At 62.6% G+C, this 25,843-nt stretch carries 22 protein-coding genes; 21 read left to right on the top strand and 1 reads right to left on the bottom strand.

Annotation, left to right across the window (positions count from 1 at the left end; genetic code table 11):
• Positions 1-21 precede the first annotated feature (21 nt).
• The 10 genes from NTD84_RS29395 (at position 22) to NTD84_RS29350 (ending at position 8,902) form a co-directional block, all read left to right on the top strand.
• Positions 22-357 carry a type II toxin-antitoxin system RelE/ParE family toxin gene (locus NTD84_RS29395; protein WP_262172561.1) on the top strand — a complete coding sequence of 112 codons (336 nt, stop codon included), beginning with the start codon at positions 22-24 and terminating at the stop codon, positions 355-357.
• A gap of 4 nt (positions 358-361) precedes the next feature.
• Positions 362-685, top strand: coding sequence for a DNA-binding protein (locus NTD84_RS29390; protein WP_262172560.1), 324 nt, complete (start codon positions 362-364; stop codon positions 683-685).
• 117 nt (positions 686-802) lie between these two features.
• Positions 803-1,201, top strand: coding sequence for a DUF2946 domain-containing protein (locus tag NTD84_RS29385; RefSeq protein WP_262172559.1), 399 nt, complete (start codon positions 803-805; stop codon positions 1,199-1,201).
• Between the two features lie 47 nt (positions 1,202-1,248).
• On the top strand, positions 1,249-1,728 hold the full coding sequence (locus tag NTD84_RS29380) for a copper chaperone PCu(A)C (RefSeq protein ID WP_262172558.1): 480 nt from the start codon (positions 1,249-1,251) through the stop codon (positions 1,726-1,728).
• A gap of 21 nt (positions 1,729-1,749) precedes the next feature.
• The gene (locus tag NTD84_RS29375) at positions 1,750-2,199 is read left to right on the top strand and encodes a DUF2946 domain-containing protein (RefSeq protein WP_262172557.1); all 450 of its coding nucleotides are present in this window, start codon (positions 1,750-1,752) and stop codon (positions 2,197-2,199) included.
• A gap of 190 nt (positions 2,200-2,389) precedes the next feature.
• The gene (locus tag NTD84_RS29370) at positions 2,390-4,507 is read left to right on the top strand and encodes a TonB-dependent copper receptor (protein ID WP_262172556.1); all 2,118 of its coding nucleotides are present in this window, start codon (positions 2,390-2,392) and stop codon (positions 4,505-4,507) included.
• Positions 4,508-4,673: 166 nt separating this feature from the next.
• Positions 4,674-6,053: a PepSY-associated TM helix domain-containing protein gene (locus NTD84_RS29365; RefSeq protein WP_262172555.1), complete on the top strand. Its 1,380-nt coding sequence runs from the start codon at positions 4,674-4,676 to the stop codon at positions 6,051-6,053.
• Positions 6,054-6,162: 109 nt separating this feature from the next.
• Positions 6,163-6,951 carry an ABC transporter ATP-binding protein gene (locus tag NTD84_RS29360; RefSeq protein ID WP_262172554.1) on the top strand — a complete coding sequence of 263 codons (789 nt, stop codon included), beginning with the start codon at positions 6,163-6,165 and terminating at the stop codon, positions 6,949-6,951.
• Complete coding sequence (locus tag NTD84_RS29355; protein WP_262172553.1) at positions 6,948-7,895, top strand: ABC transporter substrate-binding protein; 948 nt, start codon at positions 6,948-6,950, stop codon at positions 7,893-7,895. Before NTD84_RS29360 ends, NTD84_RS29355 begins: the two co-directional genes overlap by 4 nt.
• On the top strand, positions 7,892-8,902 hold the full coding sequence (locus tag NTD84_RS29350; RefSeq protein ID WP_262172552.1) for a FecCD family ABC transporter permease: 1,011 nt from the start codon (positions 7,892-7,894) through the stop codon (positions 8,900-8,902). The genes NTD84_RS29355 and NTD84_RS29350 overlap by 4 nt, the downstream gene beginning before the upstream one ends.
• A gap of 224 nt (positions 8,903-9,126) precedes the next feature.
• On the opposite strand, the gene NTD84_RS29345 is transcribed toward NTD84_RS29350, so the two are convergent.
• Positions 9,127-15,069: a DUF4329 domain-containing protein gene (locus NTD84_RS29345; protein ID WP_262172551.1), complete on the bottom strand. Its 5,943-nt coding sequence runs from the start codon at positions 15,067-15,069 to the stop codon at positions 9,127-9,129.
• A gap of 322 nt (positions 15,070-15,391) precedes the next feature.
• Here NTD84_RS29345 and urtA point away from each other — a divergent pair, with 322 nt between their 5' ends.
• The 11 genes from urtA (at position 15,392) to ureC (ending at position 25,756) form a co-directional block, all read left to right on the top strand.
• The gene (gene urtA, locus NTD84_RS29340) at positions 15,392-16,657 is read left to right on the top strand and encodes an urea ABC transporter substrate-binding protein (RefSeq protein WP_059405752.1); all 1,266 of its coding nucleotides are present in this window, start codon (positions 15,392-15,394) and stop codon (positions 16,655-16,657) included.
• A 158-nt stretch (positions 16,658-16,815) separates the two neighbouring features.
• Entirely contained in the window at positions 16,816-18,318 is a 1,503-nt protein-coding gene (gene urtB, locus NTD84_RS29335) for an urea ABC transporter permease subunit UrtB (RefSeq protein WP_262172550.1), read from the top strand.
• Positions 18,318-19,397, top strand: a complete 1,080-nt coding sequence (gene urtC, locus NTD84_RS29330; protein WP_262172549.1) for an urea ABC transporter permease subunit UrtC — start codon at positions 18,318-18,320, stop codon at positions 19,395-19,397. Before urtB ends, urtC begins: the two co-directional genes overlap by 1 nt.
• Positions 19,394-20,263 carry an urea ABC transporter ATP-binding protein UrtD gene (gene urtD / locus NTD84_RS29325; protein ID WP_262172548.1) on the top strand — a complete coding sequence of 290 codons (870 nt, stop codon included), beginning with the start codon at positions 19,394-19,396 and terminating at the stop codon, positions 20,261-20,263. The genes urtC and urtD overlap by 4 nt, the downstream gene beginning before the upstream one ends.
• Positions 20,264-20,396: 133 nt before the next feature.
• Positions 20,397-21,095 (top strand): urea ABC transporter ATP-binding subunit UrtE, encoded by a 699-nt coding sequence (gene urtE, locus NTD84_RS29320; protein ID WP_262172547.1) that lies wholly within the window; start codon positions 20,397-20,399, stop codon positions 21,093-21,095.
• Between the two features lie 150 nt (positions 21,096-21,245).
• Positions 21,246-22,085, top strand: a complete 840-nt coding sequence (locus tag NTD84_RS29315) for an urease accessory protein UreD (protein WP_262172546.1) — start codon at positions 21,246-21,248, stop codon at positions 22,083-22,085.
• Between the two features lie 157 nt (positions 22,086-22,242).
• Positions 22,243-22,545, top strand: a complete 303-nt coding sequence (ureA, locus tag NTD84_RS29310) for an urease subunit gamma (RefSeq protein WP_262172545.1) — start codon at positions 22,243-22,245, stop codon at positions 22,543-22,545.
• A gap of 9 nt (positions 22,546-22,554) precedes the next feature.
• A complete protein-coding gene (locus tag NTD84_RS29305; RefSeq protein WP_262172544.1) occupies positions 22,555-23,088 on the top strand; it encodes a GNAT family N-acetyltransferase in 534 nt (177 codons plus the stop codon).
• 6 nt (positions 23,089-23,094) lie between these two features.
• Complete coding sequence (locus tag NTD84_RS29300; RefSeq protein WP_262172542.1) at positions 23,095-23,628, top strand: GNAT family N-acetyltransferase; 534 nt, start codon at positions 23,095-23,097, stop codon at positions 23,626-23,628.
• Positions 23,628-23,933 (top strand): urease subunit beta, encoded by a 306-nt coding sequence (locus tag NTD84_RS29295; RefSeq protein ID WP_157714371.1) that lies wholly within the window; start codon positions 23,628-23,630, stop codon positions 23,931-23,933. The genes NTD84_RS29300 and NTD84_RS29295 overlap by 1 nt, the downstream gene beginning before the upstream one ends.
• A gap of 122 nt (positions 23,934-24,055) precedes the next feature.
• Entirely contained in the window at positions 24,056-25,756 is a 1,701-nt protein-coding gene (ureC, locus tag NTD84_RS29290) for an urease subunit alpha (protein ID WP_262172541.1), read from the top strand.
• Positions 25,757-25,843: the final 87 nt, after the last annotated feature.

Genomic DNA, 25,843 nt, shown 5'->3' with positions numbered 1-25,843 from the left:
TTGTTACCTTCAGGGCCGCCTGTGATAACACTCGAAGAATATTTGCGGGAAAACGAAACAAGTCCGTTTGGACACTGGTTTTCCACGTTGGATGCGCAGGCAGCCGTTAAGGTGTCTAACGCGCTGTTAAGACTGGAGTCAGGCAACACTTCTAACATCAAGTGGTCCGAAGGCCTTGGCGAGTATCGAATAAATTGGGGGCCGGGCTACCGAATCTACCTGGTTCAGGAGGGCAAGCGCTTAATCATCCTTTTTGGCGGAGGCGACAAGTCCACCCAAAAATCCGACATCAAACAAGCAAAGTCCCTCATAAGCGAATTCCGTACCCGAAAAAAAGCCGAGCGCAATCGAAGGTAAAGTTATGGCACTCACCCGAAGCTACAAACACACCATTGCCGAGCGCGCCCAGCGGGACCCCGAGTTCGCTCAGGCACTGCTGGATGAGGCTGCTACTCTGTTTCTTAACGGTGAGCCTGAAATGGCGAGGATCATCCTGCGTGATCTGGTCAACGCCACTGTTGGTTTCGAAGAGCTGGCAAAGGAAACGGCAAGACCCAGTAAAAGCCTGCATCGAATGTTGTCCGCCAAAGGCAACCCAAGCATGGATAACCTGGCAGCAATCTTCGCCGTAATTCGGGCTACGCTTGGAGTAAATATGGAAGTTCATGCGGTACGTGCGAGTTAAACGCAGGAGCAATCGGACCTCGCGCTGCGACACCACACCGCACGCAGCCTTTTTACTTATCGGCACTGATCAGGCTAAATAGCCGCGCCTGATCGCCCACTCAACCGGATCCGCCCCATGTCCCGACAACGGCTCGCAATTGCCTGGATCGCCTGCTTCGCAGTGCTGTTCAACATGCTCGCCATGCCGATGACCGGAGCGATGGCGCAGACGGCGAAAGCGCCCGCGGAACAGCTGTTGTGGGGCAGCTTTTGTACGTCCAGCGGCACCAGGATGGTGGCGATTTCGCTGGGCGATATCGAGCAGAAGGCGCCGCAGAGCGACGAACACTCCAACATGCAGCATTGCTGGTGCTGCTCCGGTTCCGCGCCGCTGGTGGCGTTGCCCGGGCATGTACCGCAGCTGTATGTCGCACGTTTCGAGGCCAACAGAAACCTGCCCGCCACCACGCTCGACACACCCACGCCGCGCCAGCAATGGCCGAGCCTCAATCCCCGCGCGTCCCCTCTGGTGTGATTCCTTCTCGCAATTGACCTGCGTTTTGAATCTCCCGGAGAACTGCCATGTTGAACAAACTCATCGTTCTGGCTGCGCTGCTGTTGCCTGCCTGTTTTGCCAATGCCCATGAATACCAGGCGGGCGCGCTGGAAATCGCGCATCCCTGGTCGCAGGAACTGCCACCCAACGCGCCGACTGTGGCGGCGTACTTCGTGATTCACAACAACGGTAAAACGGCGGACAAACTGCTCAGCGTCGACTCGCCCATTGCCGGCATTGCCCAGTTGCATGAGCACGTGATGCAGAACGACCTGATGAAAATGCAGCAGGTGTCGACGGTCGAGATCCCGCCCGGTGGCAATGTCACGTTCGCGCCGATGGCCTATCACGTCATGCTGCTGGAGCTGAAAGACCGCAGCCTGCTGAGCGACGGCAAGCGTTTTCCGCTGACCCTGCATTTCGAAAAGTCCGGTGACGTGACCGTCGACGTCGCGGTGCAAAAAACCGCGCCCGACGGTCAGCAAGCCCACGCGCACAACCCGTAATTGCCAGAGTCGAATACGTCCATGCGCCCGCTTAGCGCCAGGCCTTCCGCCCGCAGTCGTCAGCCCTTGAGCCTGACCCGCGGCAGCTGGATCAGCCTGTTCGCCATGTTGATGATCTTCATCGGTCCGCTGATTTCCCAGTCGATGCCGATGGATCAGCGCGCGTCCTCGATGGCCATGAGCCTGTCGATGGACATGAGCATGGACATGCCGGGGATGTCCCATGGCAGCCATGAAGCACAACCCGCCGCCGAGCACTGCCCTCCCCAGCCCGCCCATCACGCGATGTGGGAGAAATGCGGCTATTGCAGCCTGCTGTTCAATTGCCCGGCGCTGACCGGCGGCCAGTCTTTCGTTGCGTTCGATACGCCAACAACCAGCACCTTCAACACCCCCGCCATCCGCCTGGGCCACGCCCGGCCCACCTTTTTCCCCGGCGCCCGCACCCGCGCCCCACCGACCGTCGCGTAAACACCTAGCCCGATCTCACACGGTCCGCAAGACAGCCACAGCCAACTGTGGGAGCGGGCTTGCTCGCGAATGCGGTGCATCAGCCGACATCAACGCTGAATGACATGCAACATTCGCGAGCAAGTCCGCTCCCACAGGAGATGCGTCGGCTGCCGGCCGTGTCGTTTACGACTGTTCGATGGAAATTGTCATGTCCCGTTTTTCTGCTGACACAGGCTTGAGCACAGCCCAGGCCACTTTTGCCCTCAACGAAACGCGCGTGCGTTTCAGGCACGCCACCGCCGTCCTTTGCGGCGTATTGCTGACCCCCATGGCGCTGGCCGATGACCACGCCGGCCACCCTGAAGAGCTGAGCCCGACGGTGATCACCGCCATCGCGCCGAGCTCTCCGCTGACCATCGTCACCGACCCCAAGGACCCGCGCCAACCGGTGCCGGCCAGCGACGGTGGTGATTACCTGAAGACCATTCCCGGCTTCGCGCTGGTGCGCAACGGCGGCACCAACGGCGACCCGGTGCTGCGTGGAATGTTCGGCTCGCGGCTGAACATCCTCACCAACGGCGGCCAGATGCTCGGCGCCTGCCCCGGCCGGATGGACGCACCGACCTCCTACATCTCTCCGGAAACCTACGACAAACTCACCGTTATCAAAGGTCCGCAAACCGTGCTTTGGGGACCCGGCGCGTCCGCGGGCACCGTCCTGTTCGAGCGTGAGCCGGAAAGCTTCGGCGAACTGGGCACACGGCTGAACGCCAGCGTACTGGCCGGCTCCCACGGCCGTTTCGATAAGGTGGTGGATGCTGCTGCTGGCGGCCCGCAGGGTTACGTACGGGTGATCGGCAACACCGCGCATTCCGACGATTACCGGGACGGCAACAACGACACCGTGGCCTCACGCTACGACAAGTGGAACGGCGACGTCGCCGTCGGCTGGACACCGGACGCCGACACCCTGCTGGAACTCACTGCCGGCAAGGGTGATGGCGAAGCGCGGTACGCCGGACGCGGCATGGACGGTTCGCAATTCAAGCGCGAAAGCCTCGGCCTGCGCTTCGAGAAATCCGGCATCGGCGAGGTGCTGGACAAGGTCGAAGCGCAGATCTACTACAACTACGCCGATCATGTGATGGACAACTACACCCTGCGCACGCCCTCCGGCACCGGAATGATGGCAGGGCCGATGGCGTCCAATGTCGACCGTCGCACCCTTGGCGCGCGGATCAAGGCCACCTGGCGTTGGGCCGATGTGCAGCTGATCAGCGGCCTCGATGCGCAGACCAACGAACACCGCGAACGCAGCAGCATGGGCATCGACACCTACAAGGACTTGCCGTACAGCAAGGACGCCAACTTCCACAACTACGGTGTGTTCAGCGAACTGACCTGGTACGCCGCCGACCGCGATCGCCTGATCGGCGGCGCCCGGTTCGATCGGGCGTCGGCCAAGGATTTCCGGCCAACCACCGGCTCCGGAATGATGACCCGCCCGAACCCGACCGCTGACGACACCCGCGCCGACACCCTGCCGAGCGGTTTCATTCGCTACGAACACGACCTGGCCGACAGCCCGACCACCCTGTACGCGGGCCTCGGCCACACCCAGCGCTTCCCGGATTACTGGGAGCTGTTCTCCCCCGACTCGGGGCCCGTCGGCTCGGTGAATGCCTTCGATTCGATCAAGCCGGAAAAAACTACCCAGCTCGATGTTGGCCTGCAATACAAAACCAACGACCTCGAAGCCTGGGCCTCGGGCTACGTCGGCCAGGTGCGTGATTACATCCTGTTCAACTACACCCCCGGAATGATGGGAATGACGTCCCAGGCCGAGAACATCGACGCGCGAATCATGGGTGGCGAACTGGGTGCAGCCTACAAGCTGACGTCCAACTGGAAGGCCGACGCGACCCTGGCTTATGCCTGGGGCAAGAACAGCAGCGACGGCAGCGCGTTACCGCAAATGCCACCGCTGGACGCGCGCTTCGGCCTGACCTACAGCGAAGACAACTGGAGCGCCGGCGCCTTGTGGCGAGTCGTCGCGGCGCAAAACCGTATCGACCAGAACAAGGGCAACGTGGTTGGCAAGGACTTCGACAAGACCTCCGGGTTCGGCGTGTTCTCGCTCAATGGTGCGTACCGGATCAACAAGCACTGGAAGGTCAGCAGCGGCGTCGACAACCTGTTCGGCAAGGCATACGCCGAGCATTTGAACCTGGCCGGCAACGCCGGTTTTGGCTACCCGGCCAATGACCCGCAGGCCATCAAGGAACCGGGGCGAACGCTCTGGACCAAGGTGGACATGAGTTTTTAAACACAACAACGACCCCTGTAGGAGCGAGCTTGCTCGCGAAGAACGACAGAACGCCGCTGGGAATCAGACAGACAGCGTCATCGTTCACGACCATCGCGAGCAAGCTCGCTCCTACAGGTCCCCGTAAAACAAATAAAACAGCCTCACGCCAAGCGGAGCAAAACCGATGAAACAGCCCAAAGTGAATTTCTACAACCTGGCCTGGCGCTGGCATTTCTATGCCGGCCTGTTCGTCGCGCCCTTCATGGTGATGCTGGCCCTGACCGGCGTCATCTACCTGTTCAAGCCGCAACTCGATCCGCTGATGTACGGCAGCCTGCTGAACGTCCCGGCCGGTCATCACAGCGTCCCGGCCGACGAACTGCTCAAGCGGGTGAAAGCGGCCTATCCGCAGGCCACGATCAAACAGTACCTGCCGCCGGTCAACGCCGAACGCAGCGCACAATTTGTCGTGCTCAACGGCGATACCGAACTGAACGTGTTTATCGATCCGTACCACGGCGACATCCTCGGCAAGCAAGACGCCAAGAAGAATCTGCAGGCCGTCGCCCGGGCGATTCATGGTGAACTGATGATCGGCACGGTCGGCGACCGCCTGGTCGAACTGGCCGCTGGCTGGGGCATCGTGCTGGTGGTGTCCGGCGTGTTCCTGTGGTGGCCACGAGGCCAGGCCGCGGGGATTTTGTGGCCACGCCTGAGCAGTCGCGGCCGCGTGTTGTGGCGCGACCTGCATGCGGTCACCGGTTTCTGGGGCGCCGCGTTCCTGCTGGTGATGCTGCTCAGCGGCATGACCTGGACCGGGTTCTGGGGCAAACAGTACGCCGGTGTCTGGAACGTGTTCCCGGACGCCATGTGGAACGACATGCCCAAGTCCGACGTCGAGGCCCGCAGCCTCAACAGCGCCACGCGCCAGACCGTGCCGTGGGCCATGGAAAACACGCCGATGCCGATGTCCGGCGACCACGCCGAACACATGGCCCACGGTGGCGCGGATGCCGGCCCCGCCGCGCCGACCATCAGCCTGCAAGACGTGCAGAACATCGCCGAGCAACGCCAGGTCGAGCCAGGTTACAGCATCACCTTGCCGACCACGGCGACGGGCGTGTTCACCATCGCGGTGTTCGCCGATGACCCACGCAATGACGCCACGCTGCATGTCGATCAGTACACCGCAAAGGTGCTGGCCGATGTTCGCTGGGAGCATTACGGCGCTGTGGCGCGCGCGACGGAAGCCGGCGTGATGTTGCACGAAGGCAAGATGTTCGGCGTGTTCAACCAGATCATCGTGTTGCTGATCTGCCTGATGATTCTGCTCAGCGCCGTCAGCGGCGTGGTGATCTGGTGGAAGCGTCGCCCGCAAGGCAAGCTGGGGGTCCCGCCGCTGCGCCACGACCTGCCGAAATGGAAAACCGCGATGGTCATCATGTTCGCGTTGGCGGTGGCGTTTCCATTGGTGGGCGCTTCGCTGGTTGTCGTGTGGCTGCTGGATCGCCTGTTGTTTTCGCGATTCAGCCGGGAAACTGAATCGGCCTCATCTTCATCGTGAAACAGGAGAGATGCGCGATGGGGTGGGATCTGTAAACTTCGTGCCCCATCACGCGGTGGTTTTCGTCGCGGTTCGCCATCAGCGGCCCCCTCACTTTCAGAGTCACTGCATGACCTCGCTGAACCTCACAAACCTCGCCTGGACACCGTTGGGCCATGGCCACTGCCATCACCAGTTCCAGCTGCGTGATGCCTCGCTGCACGTGGCCACCGGTGAGTTTGTCGGGTTGATCGGCCCCAACGGCAGCGGCAAGACCAGCCTGCTGCGCTGCGCCTATCGCTTCAGCAAACCGGAACGCGGCGAGGTCAGCCTCGACCACCACAACGTCTGGAAACAGTCCTCGCGCTGGTGCGCACAACGGATCGCCGTGGTGTTGCAGGAGTTTCCCGACGCCTTCGGCCTGACGGTCGATGAAGTCGTCGCCATGGGCCGCACACCACACAAAGGCCTGTTCGACGGCGACACCCGCGAAGACCGCGACCTGGCGACTCAGGCCCTGCAATCCGTAGGCCTCGCAGGTTTCGAAGACCACGCGTTCGCCACCCTCTCCGGCGGTGAAAAACAGCGGGTGATCCTCGCCCGTGCCTTGGCCCAGCAGCCGCAACTGCTGATCCTCGACGAGCCGACCAACCACCTCGATCCGCGCTATCAACTGGAGCTGTTGCAGTTGGTCCGGCGCCTGCGGATCGGCACCCTGGCGAGCATCCACGACCTCAATCTCGCCGCTGCATTCTGCGACCGCCTGTACGTGATCGATCACGGCCGCATTGTCGCCAGTGGCACGCCCAAAGACGTCCTGACCGCCCCGCTGCTGCGCGAGGTATTCGGCGTCGAGGCGTTGATCGACGACCACCCGTTGCACGGCTACCCACGAATCACCTGGATAACCCAACCATGACTTTGCGTTCCCTGCTGTGCGTCACGCTGCTGCTGGGCAGTGCCCAGGCTTGCGCCGAAGCCAGCCGTTACCCGTTGACGATCCACAGCTGCAACCGCGACGTGACCTTCACCCAGGCGCCGAAGCACGCCGTCAGTCACGACATCAACATGACCCAGATGATGCTCGCCCTCGGCCTGAAACCGCGCATGGCCGGCTACAGCGGCGTCAGCGGCTGGAAGTCGGTGACGCCCGACATGCGCACTATCCTCGACGGCCTGCCAGAGCTGGCGGCCAAGTACCCGTCGGTGGAAACCCTGCTCAACGCCAACGTCGATTTCTTCTTTGCCGGTTGGGATTACGGCCTGCGCGTCGGCGGCGATCTCACGCCGCAGACGTTGCAGCCGCTGGGCATCAATGTCTACGAACTCACCGAATCTTGCGCCTTCGTGATGAAGCGTCCGCCAGCCACGCTGGAAGACACTTACAACGACCTGCGCAACCTCGGCAGGATCTTCGACGTGCAGGACCGCGCCAACGCCTTGATCGCCGGGATGCAGGCGCAAGTCGCTGAGGTGCGCAAGGATTTGCCGGCCAACAAGCCGCGGGTGTTTCTCTACGACAGCGGCGAAGACCGCGCCATGACCTCTGGCCGCCTGGGCATGCCGCAAGCGCTGATCGACGCGGCGGGCGGGCGCAATATTCTGGATGACGTCGACGCGAGCTGGACCCGGGTCAACTGGGAGAACGTGGTCGAGCGCAATCCGCAGGTCATCGTGATCGTCGACTATGGCGAGGTCACCGCGGAACAGAAGATTCAGTTCCTGCTGGGCAACCCGGCACTGCAATCGGTGGACGCGATCAGGCACCAGCGCTTCATCGTCATCCCGTATGTGCAGGCCACGCCGGGCATCGATAACGTGCTGGCGGTTGAAACCCTGGCCAAGGGTTTCCACCGCGAATGATCATCCGCCGCTACGCCCTGTTGCTGCTCGTCCTTGGCGCTTTGCTCCTGGTGTCGTGCGTGGTGTCGCTAGGCTTCGGCCCGGCGCGGGTGCCGGTGGACGTGGTGTGGCGGATCTTGCAGTACAAAGCGCTCGGCATCGGCGAAGTGGACTGGAGCGCCGGCCAGGAACACATCGTCTGGTTGATCCGCGTGCCGCGCCTGTTGCTCGGTGCGTTGGTCGGCGCCGGCCTGGCGTTGATCGGCGCGGTGCTGCAAGCGGTGACGCGCAATCCGCTGGCCGATCCGCATCTGCTCGGGGTGACGTCCGGCGCGACCCTTGGCGCCGTGATCGTGGTGCTGCATATCGGTGAAATCGTCGGCCTGCTGACCTTGCCCATCGCCGCGTTTATCGGTGCGCTGTCGAGCATGTTGATGGTGCTGTTGATCGCCCATCGCAATGGCCGTCTCGACAGTGATCGCCTGTTGTTATGCGGTGTGGCGGTGTCATTCGTGATGATGGCGATCGCCAATCTGCTGTTGTTCATGGGCGATCACCGCGCCAGTTCGGCGGTGATGTTCTGGATGCTCGGCGGGCTCGGGCTGGCCCGCTGGGAATTGCTGGCGGTGCCTGCCGCCAGCGTGTTGCTTGGGCTGGTGTGGCTGCTGGGGATGGCGCGGCCGTTGAATGCATTGATGGCTGGAGAACAGACCGCGGTGACCCTCGGGCTGAACGCGCGCAGCGTGCGCTTGCGGGTGTTTTTGATAGCGTCGCTGATGACCGGGGTGCTGGTGTCGATCAGTGGCTCCATCGGTTTCGTCGGGTTGATGGTGCCGCACATTGCCCGGCGCCTGGTCGGCGCCGAGCACCGTCGGCTGCTGCCGGTGTGCGTATTGCTGGGCAGCCTTTTACTGGTCTGGGTCGACGTCGCAGCCCGCACCCTGATCGCCCCGGAAGACTTGCCGATCGGCGTCGCCACAGCCGCCATCGGCGGATTGTTCTTCATCGGGCTGATGCGCAAACGTTGAGATCAGCCTCAATCCTGCAGGAGCCAGCTTGCTGGCGATGGACGCCAGTGCGCCGCGCTCAGTCAGGCCGCACGCTTCATCGTTGGCCACCATCGCTGGCAAGCCAGCGCCTACAGAGCGGTGCGGAATCGCGATCACGCAAAACCCTGTAGGAGCCAGCTTGCTGGCGATGGAAGCAAAGGCGCCGCTTTGATCCAGGCAGCCCCTGGCAAGCATGCTCGCGCCTAGTTAGCAGGGTGCCTGCGACTCATCTCAAGCAACAGCTTCGCCGTGACGTGTCCGCGCGGGTTCCAGAAGCGGTCGGGCTCCAGGATCCGCAATTTGCCCGTGGCGGCCAGTGTGGTGAGCACTTCAGCGAGCCTGGAACGGGTGACGCCATTTTCCACAACGTTCCATTCATTGAGCAGCGCCTGACTTTCGGCGTCACGATAATCGGGCGCGTACGAAAGCAAGGCGCCGTTGCGCGGGGTCAGGTAGTAATGGCCGTCAGCGACGCCAGCAACCCGAAGCATCGTGACGAGTTCACGGATCTCCTCATGGGCGACGAAATTGCGGTAAAGCGCTTCCTCAAACGAACTGCTGAAGTGCTGCGCCTCGTCATCCGTTTTGTAGAGTTGCTGCACGCCCATCACCTTGAAACCGACCGGGTACTTACCGACGGCCGGGCTCTTCACATCGGCAAAGAGCCGACGATAGGCCGGGGTGTAGTCGCGCAATCCGCGCGGCAGCGCAGGGCCGGTGTCATCCAGCGGCTCGGTGGCGACAAAATTCGCCACACCATCGCGCAGAATCGCCCCCAGCCAGGCGTTGCCACGAATGTAGCGCACACGCCGCCACATCAACCGCGCCGCATCATCCGGATGGGCACACAGCGGACCCAGCGCCAGGTGCTCATCGTCGGACGCAATGCTCGTCGCAACCTTACCGGGCGCCCACGTCGGCCCCACGCGCCCCGCTGTGGCCCATGTCGCGCTGCGCACCAGCACCGTCATCTCACCGCTACGCGCGACCTTGTGGATGTAATCGGCAGGATTGCCATCGCCTTGCAGCGTCTTCACATAGGCCGTCAATTTCGCGTGGGTTTGCAGATCGCTGTCCCAGGCAGCGGCGTCGTACTTGAGCAATGCACCATCGGCACACGACACATACAGCGACTGGAACCGTGCCGCCGCCCCCGAAGCCATCACCTCCACCGCCGACAGGGCCGCCGCCAGCACCGACGGCGGAACGAAACTGCGGAACACCTCGGACCGGGGCAGCTCATCCGGCTGACGGGCCGGCGCACACAGATAAATGCCCCGCACCGAATACCCGGTCGGCAGCTGGCCTCTCAGGAACACCCGCTCGTAAGGAAACTTCAGGTCGTCGGCAATCACCGGCAGGCTGGTGATCGAGTGAGCCAGACGCGACGACGTCAGGACAAAACCAAAGGCCCATTGCTCACGTTTGCCCGCCTGCTCATGGGCATACCGAACCGCATCGTCCATGTGACAGAACGCCGGGCTCAGCGCCCGATCCGCCTCGGCGAAACGCACCGATTCCGCGGCCAGGAAACCCTGTTTCTGCGGCATCCAGCCACCGCTCAGCTTGCGCGCAGGCCCCCAGAGATTGCTGCTCTGCACCACCTGCAGCGCGCCGACCTTGAGCAATCGATTGACCAGTTGAGTGGGCGTGCCCGCGCCACTGCGGATTCGTCGCTCGATCACGTTGCTCCACGGATCATGAGGGCTGTCGGTGGACGGCGCGAGTTCGGTTTCCAGCAACCCGAGATCCGCCGTCAACTGGCGCTTCTGCGCCGCACTCAACAGATCGTGGTCATCGTCATGCAGGCTGAAGCCAAGAATCGAGCCCTCGGCGCCGAGCAGGTATTCGTGGGTCCAGAGATGATCCGACGCCAACGCTGTGGACAACACTTCGCTGGAAAAGCAATCGCGATAGACCTCCCGTTCCAGGCCCGGCAACAGGAACGGCATCTCGCTCGCCACCCTTGAGCGGTAACGGGCGACGATTGTGCAGCCGGGGGCCAGCAGGTCCGATGCGACCTCCTCGTCCGGCAGAATCTGCTTCGGATCGAAGTCTTCGGTTGCCACCCGCAGCGGCTCGGTGGCGACAAACAAACCGTCACCGCGCTTGAGCACCAGCCCGCCGTAGATCTGTTCACGATCCGCGCCCAGCAACCGCTCGACATGCCGCACGGCATCGACCTGGCAGGTGAACGCCGGGCTCAGGGCGCGACGGGCAAAGGCCGAATAGGGTTTCCACTCAGCCGTCAGCCGGGCCAGACTCTGCTCACCCCAGCATTCATTGCCCACCACCACGTTCAACCAGCTATGCGTGATGGCTTGGGTGACGAAGTCCCTGGCCAGCAACTGACCGCTGTTCAGCCGCGTGTGCACATCCTCGGCCACGCCCGAGGGCTGAATCCGCGCGTCGAACAACGTCGTTGTGTTGGGCGACTGATATTTCAGCAGCGCGCGCTCCAGGGTCGACAGGTAAACCGGCAGGCCCATAGCACTGCCTTCCGGGCGCAAACGGCGGGCAACGAAAAAGCCTTCGTACAAATCCTTGGAAGAAATGAAGTGCCGGCCCAGCCATTGCTCGGTCGCGCCGAGTTTTTTCGGCATCCATTGCCGGGCGTAAAACAAGCCGAACAGCTTGAATGAGGCCGGGTACACGAACTCGCCGGAGTGATGGGTCTGGAACAGGCTGGCCAGCGAAAACAGCGGCTGCTCATCGCTGGCGGCTACCGTTTCGCTGACGACGTATTCCTCGTTGCTCAGGTGCTTGAGGACAAAACCGAAACAGGTCTGGTCCGGACCGCAACGGCGGACGCGTTCATGGGCGTCGCGAGCCGCCGCATCCGCGTCGGCAAACACCGCACCAAAGGCCACTTGCTCCGGGGTTTCAAAACCGCGAGAGGCAGGATAGGCGCTCCAGTGCCGCGGCACCATTCCCCGCGCGCCCCATAGCTCGCTGGCGATCACCACCCGCAAACTGCCGGCGTGGGCCAACTGCTTGACCACGTCCTCGGGCTTCACGGCGCCGCTGGCCAGATCCTGTGCCATCTGGCTGCCCGCTGGCCCTGGGGTCACCTGCTTGAGCAGCTCGAGCTCGGCCGCCGAACCGCTGGTGTCGTAGGCGATCAAGGCGTCTTCGGCGCTGGACAGGTAGACCAACGGCACGCGCTGGCGATTCTGCAGAACGGTGTGCAGATCCCGATCGGAAAACAGCTGCGCATCGATGCTCGCCTGTTCGCGGTCCCACCCGTGGCGCTTCATTCGCGCCGGGTCGTACAGCGAGAACGCCTTACGCGAGGCATACACCGCGTGCAGCACATGCTGCTGCGGCAACAGCGGACTGCCGCTGACGTCCTCAGGGTAGATGTGACCCAGGGCAAAGCGCCCGAACGCGTAGTTGTCGAGAGGTTCGGTGACGACGAAGCGCTGATCCTCACGCTGCAGAATGTAGCCGCTGAATTCTGTGTCACGCTGATGGCCGATGCGCTCATGGGCATAACGGGCGGCATCGTCCGCGGTCAGAAACGCCGGGCTCAAAACCGGTTTCGGGTAACGGGCGAACGGCACCCATGACTGGCCCACGTCTCCCTCGACATCCCACAGCTTGCCCGTGCGAACGACCGACAACGCACCGGCCGCCGCCACGCGCCGGACAAACGCGGCCGGGGCCAGCTTGCCCGTGGCCAGCTCGCCCTGATCACCGTTGTCCGTGACCTGGCCAAGGGGATCGACGGTATACAGTTGATTCTCCTGGGGCGAGCGGGAGAACACGTACTTCAACTGCGCGTCATCCCGGGTGCTCAGGTACAGCTCAAAACCGCTGGTTCTTTTCGCTCGATAAGTGCCGATCGCCAGAGCAAGATCCGTTGGTGAGACAAAACATTCCTGAAGCCATTTGTCCTTGAGCGAAGATTCGCGCTCCGGCAAGGACAGGTAACACACCCCCTGGATCTCGTAGCCATCAGGCAGTGCGGGGTGGCCGCGGTCATTCGCCGCGAAAGCCTGCATCGCCGAAAACAACGAGACCCCAGAATCGACAGCAACGGGATCGGTGACCACGTATTCGTCTGCCTTTGCACTCTTGAGAATGAAAGCGATCTGCCTGACCTCCGGCTTCGCCCGCATCAGGTCATGTGCCCAGTCCGCCCCCGCCTCTGCCCCCTTGAATACCCAGCTAAGCGCAGGGTTCACCGGGGCGGCCGGGACAAACGGTTGATAGGCAACCCAATTGCCCGGCACCTTACCGCGCGAGCCCTTCCAGACCGGGCTGGAAATAAGGACCTTGAACTCGCCGAGGCTGACGAGCTTCGTCACCAGCGTTTCCGCCTGCCCATCGAACCCGTCGAACTGCGGGTTTATCTCGCCGGTTTTCAGGGCGCTGGCAAGCAAGGCGCTGAAGTTACGTTCTTGCTGGGAGCCCGACCTCACGTACCGCACGAGCGACTCATCGGGGCCGGAGTTGTACAGCGCCGTGATGGACTCCCGCCCTGAAGTGACCACCTCCAAGTGCTGAAGGCTGGGCACCGCGGTGTGCAGCGTGACACGGTCACGCGACCAGCCAGGCTGCTCGGCTCGCAGCTTCGCCTGGGCGTCCGCCCTGGCGACATAGATCGCGACATAGCGGTAGCCCGGAAGCTCGACCTTCTTGTCGGAAACCCCGCCCGCGAAAGGCAGGTTCCCGTCTTTTCGCCACTGGTCGCCAGCGACCGGAGCCGTGGCGAAGAACTTGCCGTCGTGGCGTTCAAGCACATAGCCCAGTTGGTCAATGTCGCGATTGGCGGCCATCTGGTAATGCACATGACGAACCGCATCATCGGCCGTCAGAAATGCCGGGCTGAAGGATTGATGGATGCGTTCGAAGGGTCGCCAGGCCGGCCCGACGATCCCGACCTTGTCCCATACATTACCGGTTTGCAGAACGGTCAGGCGGCCTGCTGCCGCGACCTGCTGCACGAACTCAAAGGGCAGCAGGGTGCCGGCTTTCAAGGCTTTCTGGGTCGTGTCGCCCCCCGCCGCCATCAACGCGGTTTCGGCAGCGGACCCGGAGCAGGTGTAACTCAGCAAAGCCTTGCTTGCCGTGCGGCGGTAGACGGTCAACCCGCGCTGTGGGTCCTGCAGATAGATGTTCTTGCGCGACTGGGCGATCACCTCCGCCAGCTCGACCGGGGAGAAGAAATTCTTGTACAACCAGGCTTGCCTGGCCGGCACCTGGGCCGGTTTCGCCTGCGACACGGAGTAAACGCCGTCAATCCGTAAACCGGAAGGCAACCGCGGGCCGCCGGTCTCTCGGGCAGGGAATTCGTCGAGCCCAAAACCCATCGACGTGCCGTCTCGCCACGGCAAGGTGGCGACGTATTCTTCCTTGCCCAGCGCCTTGAGGATGAAGCCCATGAACTCAAAACCGGCGTTGGCGCTGTTGGCGTTCATCACCTCGTCGATCGCCTTGGTCGCCTGATCGAATATCGGCGTGTAGAACGGCTGCTCGGTCGCGACCGTCAACGTGTTCACCGGATGATTGATGGCCCAGTCGCCGTCGAACTGTCCGCGGCGGTTGCCCCATAATTCATTAGGGACGATCAGGCTCAACACGCCCACTTTGGCCAGTTCGTCGACAACTTCTTCGGTGTAGACAAGTGAATCGGGCGCGCGGCCCTCTTCGAGTCTCTGCAGCAACTGAGTCTCAGCAAGCGAGCCACTGGGCTGGTATTTGAGCAGGCAACCCGGGCTCCCGGAAAGGTAAAAGGCCGGACAAAAATACTGGTGCCGGATCATGAACAGTTTGTCGGGGTCGGAGAAAAAACTCACCACCAACTCGGCTTGCCGGTCAGTGAAATTCGGGCTCATTTTTTTTACATACTCACGCCCGTCCGGGTGCGAGTGATAAATCCCCTGGCACTTGAACCCGGCAGGATGCATGAGCAGCCCTTTTGCATCGGTCGCCAGCAACGCCTTGACGTCGAAACGCATCTCGTCGCCAGCGATAGGCTGCGTCGCAAAAAATCGTCCGCCTTCGCCCTGCAGAATCAGCCCGCCATATTCCTTGTCCCGTTTATTGCCAATCGCCTCATGGGCAAACCGCGCCGCGTCGTCCGCGCTGATAAATGGCGGGCTGAGTTCCGGCAGCTCAGGCGGGCTCTTAAATTTATCCATAACGTCTCTTCCGTGAATGTAGAAAATCCTGATGACGCCCCTTGATCCTTGAGGGCGTCGCACTGCGCATGATCGACATTCGTCGCCGGCGCCCGCGGTACATATGTATTCACCGGCAAATATTCCGCGTCGGCACCACATCGGCGCAACGCGCGCACCCACCCCCCGTTTCGGCGCCAACGTGGTGCGTAGCCCCCGATCTACGCGGCCTTCGGCCCTTGAAATACTGCCCGCGAAGACTTGGGCACAACCCTTGCTAAAGCTGCTTCAGCGTTCGTATCGGCCCACCAAGAAAAAATCTAACGTTCACGGAGATCGCACAATGAAACGTCGCAGCTTGATCAAGGCTTTCACACTCACGGCATCCATTGCCGCGATGGGCATGACCTGGACGGTCCAGGCCGCCGAGACCATCAAGGTCGGTATTCTGCATTCGTTGTCCGGCACCATGGCGATCTCCGAGACCTCGCTCAAAGACATGGCGTTGATGACCATCGACGAGATCAACGCCAAGGGCGGCGTGAACGGCAAGATGCTCGAACCGGTGGTGGTCGACCCGGCGTCGAACTGGCCGCTGTTCGCGGAAAAGGGTCGTCAGCTGCTGACCCAGGACAAGGTCGCAGTGGTGTTCGGTTGCTGGACCTCGGTGTCGCGTAAATCGGTACTGCCGGTGTTCGAAGAGCTCAACGGTTTGCTGTTCTACCCGGTGCAATACGAAGGCGAAGAGATGTCGCCGAACGTGTTCTACACCGGTGCCGCGCCGAACCAGCAGGCGATCCCGGCGGTGGAATATTTGATGAGCGAAGAAGGCGGCAGCGCCAAGCGCTACTTCCTGCTCGGCACCGACTACGTCTACCCGCGCACCACCAACAAGATCCTGCGTTCGTTCCTGCATTCCAAAGGCGTGGCGGACAAGGACATCGAAGAGGTCTACACCCCGTTCGGCCACAGCGACTATCAAACCATTGTCGCCAACATCAAGAAGTTCTCGGCGGGCGGCAAGACCGCGGTCATCTCCACCGTCAACGGTGACTCCAACGTGCCGTTCTACAAAGAACTGGCCAACCAGGGCCTGAAAGCCACCGACGTGCCGGTCGTGGCGTTCTCGGTCGGTGAAGAAGAACTGCGCGGCATCGACACCAAACCGCTGGTGGGCAACCTCGCGGCGTGGAACTACTTTGAGTCGGTGGAGAACCCGGCGAACAAGAAGTTCGTCGCCGACTGGAAAGCCTACGCGAAGAAACACAACCTGCCGGGCGCCGACAAAGCGGTGACCAACGACCCGATGGAAGCCACCTACGTCGGCATCCACATGTGGGCGCAAGCGGCGGAAAAAGCCAAGTCCACCGACGTCGACAAAGTCCGCGAAGCCCTCGCCGGCCAGACCTTCGCCGCGCCGTCCGGCTACACCCTGACCATGGACAAGACCAACCACCACCTGCACAAGCCGGTGATGATCGGCGAGATCCAGGCGGACGGTCAGTTCAACGTGGTCTGGCAGACCGAAGGCCCGATCCGCGCCCAGCCGTGGAGCCCGTTCATCCCGGGCAACGACAAGAAGCCGGAGTATGCGGTGAAGAGCAACTAAGCCACTGGATGTCGGGCCTGGCACTCGGGCCCGACACAAATCCCTGTGGGAGCGGGCTTGCTCGCGAATGCAGCGTGTCAGCCAGCAGAGCTATCGAATGTGCTGGCCTCTTCGCGAGCAAGCCCGCTCCCACATTTAGTCCGCGCAAGGCCGAACATATGCCCACCGCCCTCTACCGATTGCTTCTGGCCCTCGCGCTGCTGTTGCCGATGGCCGCCCATGCCGGTGATGCCGAAGACTTCGTCGCCGCCAATCCCGTGCAGCAAGCCAAACTTCTGGAAGCCTGGGCCGCGCAGCCCGATCCGGCCCGTGTCGAATTGATCAACGCCCTGCAACAAGGCGAGTTGAGCGTCGACGGCCAAGCGAAAACCCTGCGCCTGAACAATCGCCTGCGGGGTCTGATCGACACCGCCCTGGCCAGCCATCAACTGCTCGCCACCGACGCGAAAATCCGTCTGGCCGCCGCGCAACAACTGCAAAAAAGCGCCAAACCGGCGCAGCTGAAATTCCTCGACCAGCAACTGGCCGGCGAACAGGACGAAAGCGTACGCGCCGCGCTGAGCCTGGCGCTGGCCAACCTGCAACTGGTGGACAGCGACCCCGCCGTTCGCCTCGCGGCGGTGCGCCTGCTCGGTGAAACCGGCGACCCACTGGCCCGCACCCGCCTCGAAAGCCTGCTGCAACCGGGTGTCGAAACGGACGCCGGCGTCAGCACCGCCGCCGAAACCAGCCTCGCCCAGGTCAAACGCAAACTGCTGATCGGCGAGATGCTCGGCCAGGCGTTCAGCGGCATGTCGCTCGGCTCGATCCTGTTGCTCGCGGCGCTCGGCCTGGCAATCACCTTCGGCTTGCTTGGAGTGATCAACATGGCCCACGGCGAGATGCTGATGCTCGGCGCCTACTCGACGTATGTCGTGCAGTTGATGTTCCAACGCTTCGCTCCGCAGGCCATCGAGTTCTATCCACTGATCGCACTGCCGGTGGCGTTTTTCGTCACCGCCGCCATCGGCATGGCGCTGGAACGTACGGTGATTCGTCACCTCTACGGCCGCCCGCTGGAAACCCTGCTCGCCACCTGGGGCATCAGCCTGATGCTGATTCAACTGGTCCGCTTGGTGTTCGGTGCACAGAACGTCGAAGTCGCCAACCCGGCCTGGCTGTCTGGCGGGATTCAAGTGCTGCCGAACCTGGTGCTGCCGTACAACCGCATCGTCATCATCGCCTTCGCGCTGTTTGTGGTCGTGCTCACCTGGTTGCTGCTGAACAAGACCCGCCTCGGCCTGAACGTGCGCGCCGTCACCCAGAACCGCAACATGGCCGCCTGCTGCGGCGTGCCCACCGGGCGGGTCGACATGCTCGCCTTCGGCCTCGGCTCGGGCATTGCCGGGCTCGGTGGCGTGGCGCTGAGCCAGATCGGCAACGTCGGCCCCGACCTCGGCCAGAGCTACATCATCGACTCGTTCCTGGTGGTGGTGCTCGGTGGTGTCGGGCAGTTGGCCGGTAGCGTCCTGGCCGCCTTCGGCCTGGGCATCGCCAACAAGATTCTTGAACCGCAGATCGGTGCGGTGCTCGGCAAGATCCTGATCCTCGCGCTGATCATTCTGTTCATACAGAAACGTCCGCAAGGCCTCTTCGCACTGAAAGGACGGGTGATCGACTGATGAACCAGCCTCTGTTAGTCACGGCCACGCAAAAGGCCGGCCCCAAGGTCACGATCACCGTCGGTGCGGTGATTCTCTTTCTGTTGCTGGCGTTGCCGCTGCTGTCGCTGTTATCGCCGGTCAGCGTGTTTCACGTGTCCGCGTACACGCTGACCCTGGTCGGCAAGATTCTTTGCTACGCCATCGTCGCCCTGGCGCTGGACCTGGTCTGGGGATACGCCGGCCTGCTGTCGCTCGGTCATGGTTTGTTCTTCGCCCTGGGCGGTTATGCGATGGGCATGTACCTGATGCGTCAGGCCTCGGGCGATGGATTGCCGGCGTTCATGACCTTCCTGTCGTGGACCGAATTGCCGTGGTACTGGACCGGCACCAGCAGCTTCCTCTGGTCCATGTGCCTGGTGGTTTTGGCCCCCGGCTTGCTGGCGTTGGTGTTCGGCTTTTTCGCCTTCCGCTCGCGGATCAAGGGCGTGTATTTCTCGATCATGACCCAGGCCCTGACCTTCGCCGGCATGCTGCTGTTCTTCCGCAACGAAACCGGCTTCGGCGGTAACAACGGCTTCACTAATTTCCGCAGCATTCTCGGCTTTGGCATCACCGAACCGGGAACCCGCGCGGTGCTGTTTTTCGCCACGGTGCTGTTGCTGGTGGCGAGCCTGTTCATCGGTTGGCGCCTGGCGCAAAGCAAGTTTGGCCGGGTGCTGACCGCCCTGCGCGATGCGGAAAACCGCCTGATGTTCTGCGGCTATGACCCGCGCGGTTTCAAGCTGTTCGTCTGGGTCTTGAGCGCGGTGCTGTGCGGTCTGGCCGGCGCGTTGTACGTGCCGCAGGTCGGCATCATCAACCCGAGCGAGATGTCGCCGACCAATTCGATCGAAGCGGCAGTCTGGGTGGCGCTGGGCGGTCGCGGCACGCTGATCGGGCCGCTGCTGGGCGCGGGCGTGGTCAACGGCATGAAGAGCTGGTTCACCGTGGCGTTCCCGGAATACTGGCTGTTTTTCCTCGGCGCGCTGTTCATCGTCGTGACCTTGTACCTGCCCAAAGGCGTGATCGGCCTGCTGAAGAAAAGGGGTGAATCATGAGAGTGACTGCCACGGCTGAATTCATGCTCGAACCGGCGTTTTATCCACTGCACCCAAACAAGGACGCCGGCAGCAGCCGCGACGCGATCGGCCTCGGCCAGCGTGTCGGCCCCGGCCTGAACACGCGCCACGGCACGATCCTGACCCTGGAAGACATCAGCGTCAGCTTCGATGGTTTCAAGGCACTGAACGCGCTGAATCTGTACATCGGCGTCGGCGAATTGCGCTGCATCATCGGCCCCAACGGCGCGGGCAAAACCACGCTGATGGACGTCATCACCGGCAAGACCCGGCCGAGTCACGGCAAGGCCTGGTTCGGCGAAACCCTCGACCTGACGCAGATGAGCGAAGTGCAGATCGCCCAGGCCGGCATTGGCCGCAAGTTCCAGAAACCGACGGTGTTCGAAGCCCTGAGCGTGTTCGAAAACCTCGAGCTGGCGCAGAAAACCGACAAGTCGGTGTGGGCCAGCCTGCGGGCGCGTTTGAGTGGCGAACAGAAAGATCGCATCAGCGAAGTACTGGAGACCATTCGCCTGACGTCGTCGGTCAATCGCCCGGCCGGCCTGTTGTCTCACGGTCAAAAGCAGTTTCTGGAAATCGGCATGCTGCTGATGCAGGACCCGCAATTGCTGCTGCTCGATGAACCGGTGGCCGGCATGACCGACGCCGAAACCGAATTCACCGCTGAGTTGTTCAAGCGTCTGGCGGGCAAGCATTCGCTGATGGTGGTGGAGCATGACATGGGGTTTGTCGGCTCCATCGCCGACCATGTGACCGTACTGCACCAGGGCAGCGTGCTGGCCGAAGGCTCGCTGGCGCAAGTGCAGGAGAACGAGCGGGTGATCGAGGTTTATCTCGGTCGCTAGCCCTGCGAACACCTGCCCACTGTGGGGGCGGGCTTGCTCGCGAATACGTCGGCACATTCAACATAGAAGTTGCCTGGCACACCGCTTTCGCGAGCAAGCCCGCTCCCACAGGGGCGTGAGGAGAACAGAAGACATGCTGCAAGTCGACAAGCTGCACCAGTACTACGGCGGTAGCCACATCTTGCGCGGCCTGACGTTTGACGTGAAGGTCGGCGAAGTCACCTGCCTGCTCGGCCGCAACGGCGTGGGCAAGACCACCCTGCTCAAATGCCTGATGGGGCTGCTGCCTGCAAAAGAAGGCGCGGTCCATTGGGAAGGCAAGCCGATCACCACCTTCAAGCCCCATCAACGGGTGCATGCCGGCATCGCCTACGTGCCCCAGGGCCGGGAAATCTTCGGTCGCCTGACCGTCGAAGAAAACCTGCTGATGGGCCTGTCGCGCTTTCCCGGCAGCGAAGCCAGGGAAGTCCCGGCCTTCATCTACGAGCTGTTCCCGGTGCTGCTGCAAATGAAGCAACGCCGCGGCGGCGACCTGTCCGGTGGTCAGCAACAGCAGTTGGCCATCGGTCGTGCCCTGGCCAGCCGCCCGCGGTTGCTGATCCTCGACGAGCCCACCGAAGGCATCCAGCCCTCGGTGATCAAGGAGATCGGCGCCGTGATCAAAAAACTCGCGGCGCGCGGTGACATGGCCATTCTGCTGGTGGAACAGTTCTACGATTTCGCCGCCGAACTGGCCGATCATTACCTGGTGATGTCCCGAGGCGAAATCGTCCAGCAGGGTCGTGGCGAACACATGGAAGTCGAGGGTGTGCGCGGGCTCGTCACGATCTGAAGCTGCACACGCGGCACCAATTTGTCGCGCAGCGTTTCGTGACGCGCACTGTATTGGTGCGCAGCGCACGCTCCGAACCCCGATCTGCCCGCAATGCCCGGCGGCACAGCCTTTGCAACCGTCATGACAACCTCACGACAAGCACTGACTATGACGCTTCCCGCTACCGGCGCCTTGTTTACCCCTCGTTGGCACGCCGAACTCGAACTGGGCTATGCCCGATTCGGTGACAGCACGCGCCCGGTCATGCGCCGGCACCAAGGCCCGTTGCGGGTACAGAAGCATCTGTACGCCGAGGGGCCCGAGGTGTGCCAGCACATCATCGTCCACCCCCCAGGCGGGATTGCCGGCGGTGATCGGCTGGACATCGCGGCCAGCGTCGGCAGCGACGCCTGGGCGCAAATCACCAGCCCCGGCGCGGCCAAGTGGTATCGCGCGGCCGGTCCGGCTTATCAGACGCTTGCGTTGAACGTGGCTCACGGCGCGACGCTGGAATGGCTGCCACAGGAAACGATCATTTTCAGCGCCGCCCAGGCCGAGCTCAGCACCACCATCGAGCTGCACGGCGATGCGCGGCTGTTCTACTGGGACGTCGTTGCACTGGGTCGCCCGGCCAGCGGCGAACGCTTCGACCTCGGGCATTTTCAGGCGCGGCTGGACATCCGCCGCGACGGCCAGTTGCTCTGGCACGAGCGCCAGCGCATTGTCGGCGCTGACGGTCTGCTCGATTCGCCGATCGGTCTGGACGGGCAACCGGTGTTTGCGACGTTGCTGGTGACCGGTGAAATCGACAGCGAACTGCTGGAGCGTTGCCGCTCGTTGATTCACGATGTACGCGCAGATTTGACCCAACTGCCGGGGCTGCTGGTAGCGCGGTGCCTGGCCAGCGAGGCGCTGCTGGCCCGCGGCTGGCTGATCGAATTATGGCGATTGCTCAGGCCGGCATTACTCGGCCGGGAAGCCGTCCCGCCCCGAATATGGAGCACCTGAAACACGCTCCGAAGGTGGGAGCGGGCTTGCTCGCGAAGGCGGTGTGTCAGCAAACGTCAATGTTGAATATACGTCCGCATTCGCGAGCAAGCCCGCTCCCACAGGGTGATGAGTTTACAGATACAACATTTTTAATCTGCCCAGATGGATTCCCGCAATGGACCTGACCCCACGCGAAAAAGACAAGCTGCTGATCTTCACCGCCGGCCTCGTGGCCGAGCGGCGTTTGGCCCGCGGCGTGAAACTCAATTACCCGGAGGCGATGGCCTACATTTCCGCGGCGCTGCTCGAAGGCGCTCGGGACGGCCGAACCGTTGCCGAGCTGATGCACTTCGGCACCACCCTGCTCAGCCGCGAACAAGTGATGGACGGCATCCCGGAGATGATCCCGGAGATCCAGGTCGAAGCCACCTTCCCCGACGGCACCAAACTGGTCACCGTCCACCAACCGATCGCCTGAGGCCGCACCATGACTTACCGCATCCGCGATGCGCTGCACGCCGACCTGCCGGCGATCCGCGACATCTACAACGACGCCGTGCTCAACACCACGGCGATCTGGAACGAACAGGCCGTTGACCTGGGCAACCGTCAGGCCTGGTTCAGCGCCCGGCAATCCCAGGGCTATCCGATCCTGGTGATCGTCGACGGCGATAACAGCGTACTGGGCTACGCTTCATTTGGTGACTGGCGACCGTTCGATGGTTTTCGCCACACCGTCGAGCACTCGGTCTACGTGCGCAGCGATCAGCGCGGCAACGGTCTGGGCCCACGCTTGATGGACGTGCTGATCGAGCGCGCCCGGGGCTGCGACAAGCACGTGATGGTCGCTGCCATCGAAAGCGGCAACGCCGCTTCCATCCACCTGCACGAGCGCATCGGTTTCGTCACCACCGGGCAGATGCCTCAGGTGGGCACCAAGTTCGGCCGCTGGCTGGACCTGACCTTCATGCAACTGACCCTCAATCCTGGCGCCGCACCGCCGCCCGCCAGCAAGGAGTAAGCCCCGATGAACGCCGCCCAACTGCGCCGCGTCAATGTTGAAAGCTTTGCGCACTATCGCCAGGGTTTGATTGAGTTGCTGCTCGACGCCGTCGGTTATGGCGCCAGCGTCGGTTTCATGGCTGACCTCGACGCCACCCAGGCCCGTGCCTATTTCGATGAGGTTCAGGACAATCTGAACAAGGGCAACGTGCTGCTGTGGGTGGTGGTCAAGGACGAGCAGGTGCAGGCCAGCGTGCAACTGACCTTGTGCCAGAAAGCCAATGGGCTGAACCGTGCCGAGGTGCAGAAATTGCTGGTGCGCGAACAGGCGCGCCGCCGCGGGCTGGGCCAACAATTGATGAGCGCGCTGGAACAGGCGGCACTTCAGCACAAGCGCGGCATGCTCTACCTCGACACCGAGGCCGGCTCCCCCGCCGAGGATTTCTACCAGGCGCTGGGTTACACCCGCGCCGGTGAAATCCCGGACTATGCCTGCGACCCGAGCGGCCGCTACAAGCCGACCGCCCTCTACTACAAGATCCTCCAGGGAGCCCATTGATGATTCCCGGTGAATACCAGATCCAGCCCGGCGACATCGAACTCAACGCCGGCCGCCGCACCGTCAGCCTGAAGGTGGCCAACAGCGGTGACCGGCCGATCCAGGTCGGCTCGCATTACCATTTTTTCGAAACCAACGACGCCCTCACCTTCGACCGCGCCGCCAGCCGCGGCATGCGCCTGAACATCCCCGCCGGCACCGCCGTGCGCTTCGAGCCGGGGCAGAGCCGCGAGGTCGAGCTGGTGGACCTGGCCGGGCATCGGCGGGTGTTCGGGTTTGCCGGCAGGATCATGGGTGACCTCTAGGTTGTGTGCTGTCTGAACTGGCCAATCGCGAGCAGGCTCGCTCCCACACAGAGCACACCTTACCTGTGGGAGCGAGCCTGCTCGCGATGGTTTCACCATCAATTGAACCTCAAGGCAAACGAATGAAGATTTCCCGTCAAGCCTACGCCGACATGTTCGGCCCCACCGTCGGCGACAAGGTCCGGCTGGCGGACACCGAACTGTGGATCGAAGTGGAACAGGACTTCACCACCTACGGCGAAGAAGTGAAATTCGGCGGCGGCAAAGTCATCCGTGACGGCCAGGGCCAGAGCCAGTTGCTCGCCGCTGAAGTGGTCGACACGGTCATCACCAACGCGTTGATCGTCGACCATTGGGGCATCGTCAAGGCCGACGTCGGCCTCAAGGACGGCCGCGTCGCCGGCATCGGCAAGGCGGGCAATCCGGACGTGCAACCGAACGTGACCATCGCCATCGGCGCCAGCACCGAAGTCATCGCCGGTGAGGGCATGATCCTCACCGCCGGTGGCATCGACACACACATCCATTTCATCTGCCCGCAGCAGATCGAAGAAGCCCTGATGAGCGGCGTCACCACCATGATCGGCGGCGGCACCGGCCCCGCCACCGGCACCAACGCCACCACCTGCACGTCCGGACCGTGGCACCTGGCGCGCATGCTTCAGGCCGCCGACGCGTTCCCGATGAACATCGGCCTCACCGGCAAGGGCAACGCCAGCCTGCCGGAACCGTTGATCGAACAGGTCAAGGCCGGCGCGATCGGCCTGAAGTTGCACGAAGACTGGGGCACCACGCCGGCGAGCATCGACAACTGCCTGAGCGTCGCCGACCAGTACGACGTGCAGGTCGCCATTCACACCGACACGCTCAACGAATCCGGTTTCGTCGAAACCACCCTCGCCGCGTTCAAGGGCCGCACCATCCACACCTATCACACCGAGGGCGCGGGCGGCGGTCATGCGCCGGACATCATCAAGGCCTGCGGCTTCGCCAACGTGTTGCCGAGTTCGACCAACCCGACGCGGCCGTTCACCCGCAACACCATCGACGAACACCTCGACATGCTGATGGTCTGCCACCACCTGGACCCGAGCATTGCCGAAGACGTGGCCTTCGCCGAAAGCCGCATCCGCCGCGAGACGATTGCCGCCGAAGACATCCTGCACGACCTCGGCGCGTTCTCGATGATCAGTTCCGACAGCCAGGCCATGGGTCGGGTCGGCGAAGTGATCACCCGCACCTGGCAGACCGCCGACAAGATGAAAAAACAGCGCGGCCCATTGCCCGGTGACGGCGCGGGCAACGACAACTTCCGCGCCAAACGCTACATCGCCAAGTACACCATCAACCCGGCGATCACCCATGGCATCAGCCACGAAGTGGGCTCGGTGGAGGTGGGGAAATGGGCGGATCTGGTGCTGTGGCGACCGGCGTTTTTCGGGGTCAAGCCGACGCTGATTCTGAAAGGCGGCGCCATTGCGGCAAGCCTGATGGGCGATGCCAACGCCTCGATTCCGACGCCGCAGCCGGTGCATTACCGACCGATGTTCGCCAGTTACGGCGGCTCGCTGCATGCCACCAGCATGACGTTCATCAGCCAGGCAGCGCACGACGCCGGCCTTCCTGCAGCGTTGGGCTTGAAGAAAAAAATCGCCGTGGTCAAGGGTTGCCGCGAGGTGCAGAAAACCGACCTGATCCACAACGATTACCTGCCGAGCATCGACGTCGACCCGCAGACCTATCAGGTCAAGGCCGACGGCGTGCTGCTGTGGTGTGAACCGGCCGAGACCCTGCCGATGGCACAGCGTTATTTCCTGTTCTGAGCAAGCCCCCTGTAGGAGCGAGCTTGCTCGCGATGGACGTCAACGATGAGGCGGGACGTCTGAATCCTCGCGTTGCCCGCACGTTCT

It is taken from the genome of Pseudomonas sp. 14P_8.1_Bac3, assembly GCF_025466085.1.
GTDB lineage: Bacteria > Pseudomonadota > Gammaproteobacteria > Pseudomonadales > Pseudomonadaceae > Aquipseudomonas.
This window is presented reverse-complemented; position numbering and strand designations above follow the sequence as displayed.

Bases quoted from the DNA above. Each gene is read 5' to 3' on its own strand.
- urtE (WP_262172547.1), top strand. From the start codon at position 20,397: ATGCTGCAAGTCGACAAGCTGCACCAGTACTACGGCGGTAGCCACATC.
- NTD84_RS29390 (WP_262172560.1), top strand. From the start codon at position 362: ATGGCACTCACCCGAAGCTACAAACACACCATTGCCGAGCGCGCCCAG.
- ureA (WP_262172545.1), top strand. From the start codon at position 22,243: ATGGACCTGACCCCACGCGAAAAAGACAAGCTGCTGATCTTCACCGCC.
- NTD84_RS29360 (WP_262172554.1), top strand. From the start codon at position 6,163: ATGACCTCGCTGAACCTCACAAACCTCGCCTGGACACCGTTGGGCCAT.
- urtC (WP_262172549.1), top strand. From the start codon at position 18,318: ATGAACCAGCCTCTGTTAGTCACGGCCACGCAAAAGGCCGGCCCCAAG.
- NTD84_RS29385 (WP_262172559.1), top strand. From the start codon at position 803: ATGTCCCGACAACGGCTCGCAATTGCCTGGATCGCCTGCTTCGCAGTG.
- NTD84_RS29350 (WP_262172552.1), top strand. From the start codon at position 7,892: ATGATCATCCGCCGCTACGCCCTGTTGCTGCTCGTCCTTGGCGCTTTG.
- NTD84_RS29365 (WP_262172555.1), top strand. From the start codon at position 4,674: ATGAAACAGCCCAAAGTGAATTTCTACAACCTGGCCTGGCGCTGGCAT.
- urtA (WP_059405752.1), top strand. From the start codon at position 15,392: ATGAAACGTCGCAGCTTGATCAAGGCTTTCACACTCACGGCATCCATT.
- NTD84_RS29300 (WP_262172542.1), top strand. From the start codon at position 23,095: ATGAACGCCGCCCAACTGCGCCGCGTCAATGTTGAAAGCTTTGCGCAC.
- urtD (WP_262172548.1), top strand. From the start codon at position 19,394: ATGAGAGTGACTGCCACGGCTGAATTCATGCTCGAACCGGCGTTTTAT.
- NTD84_RS29295 (WP_157714371.1), top strand. From the start codon at position 23,628: ATGATTCCCGGTGAATACCAGATCCAGCCCGGCGACATCGAACTCAAC.
- ureC (WP_262172541.1), top strand. From the start codon at position 24,056: ATGAAGATTTCCCGTCAAGCCTACGCCGACATGTTCGGCCCCACCGTC.
- NTD84_RS29375 (WP_262172557.1), top strand. From the start codon at position 1,750: ATGCGCCCGCTTAGCGCCAGGCCTTCCGCCCGCAGTCGTCAGCCCTTG.
- NTD84_RS29355 (WP_262172553.1), top strand. From the start codon at position 6,948: ATGACTTTGCGTTCCCTGCTGTGCGTCACGCTGCTGCTGGGCAGTGCC.
- NTD84_RS29370 (WP_262172556.1), top strand. From the start codon at position 2,390: ATGTCCCGTTTTTCTGCTGACACAGGCTTGAGCACAGCCCAGGCCACT.
- urtB (WP_262172550.1), top strand. From the start codon at position 16,816: ATGCCCACCGCCCTCTACCGATTGCTTCTGGCCCTCGCGCTGCTGTTG.
- NTD84_RS29305 (WP_262172544.1), top strand. From the start codon at position 22,555: ATGACTTACCGCATCCGCGATGCGCTGCACGCCGACCTGCCGGCGATC.
- NTD84_RS29380 (WP_262172558.1), top strand. From the start codon at position 1,249: ATGTTGAACAAACTCATCGTTCTGGCTGCGCTGCTGTTGCCTGCCTGT.
- NTD84_RS29315 (WP_262172546.1), top strand. From the start codon at position 21,246: ATGACGCTTCCCGCTACCGGCGCCTTGTTTACCCCTCGTTGGCACGCC.
- NTD84_RS29345 (WP_262172551.1), bottom strand. From the start codon at position 15,069: ATGGATAAATTTAAGAGCCCGCCTGAGCTGCCGGAACTCAGCCCGCCA.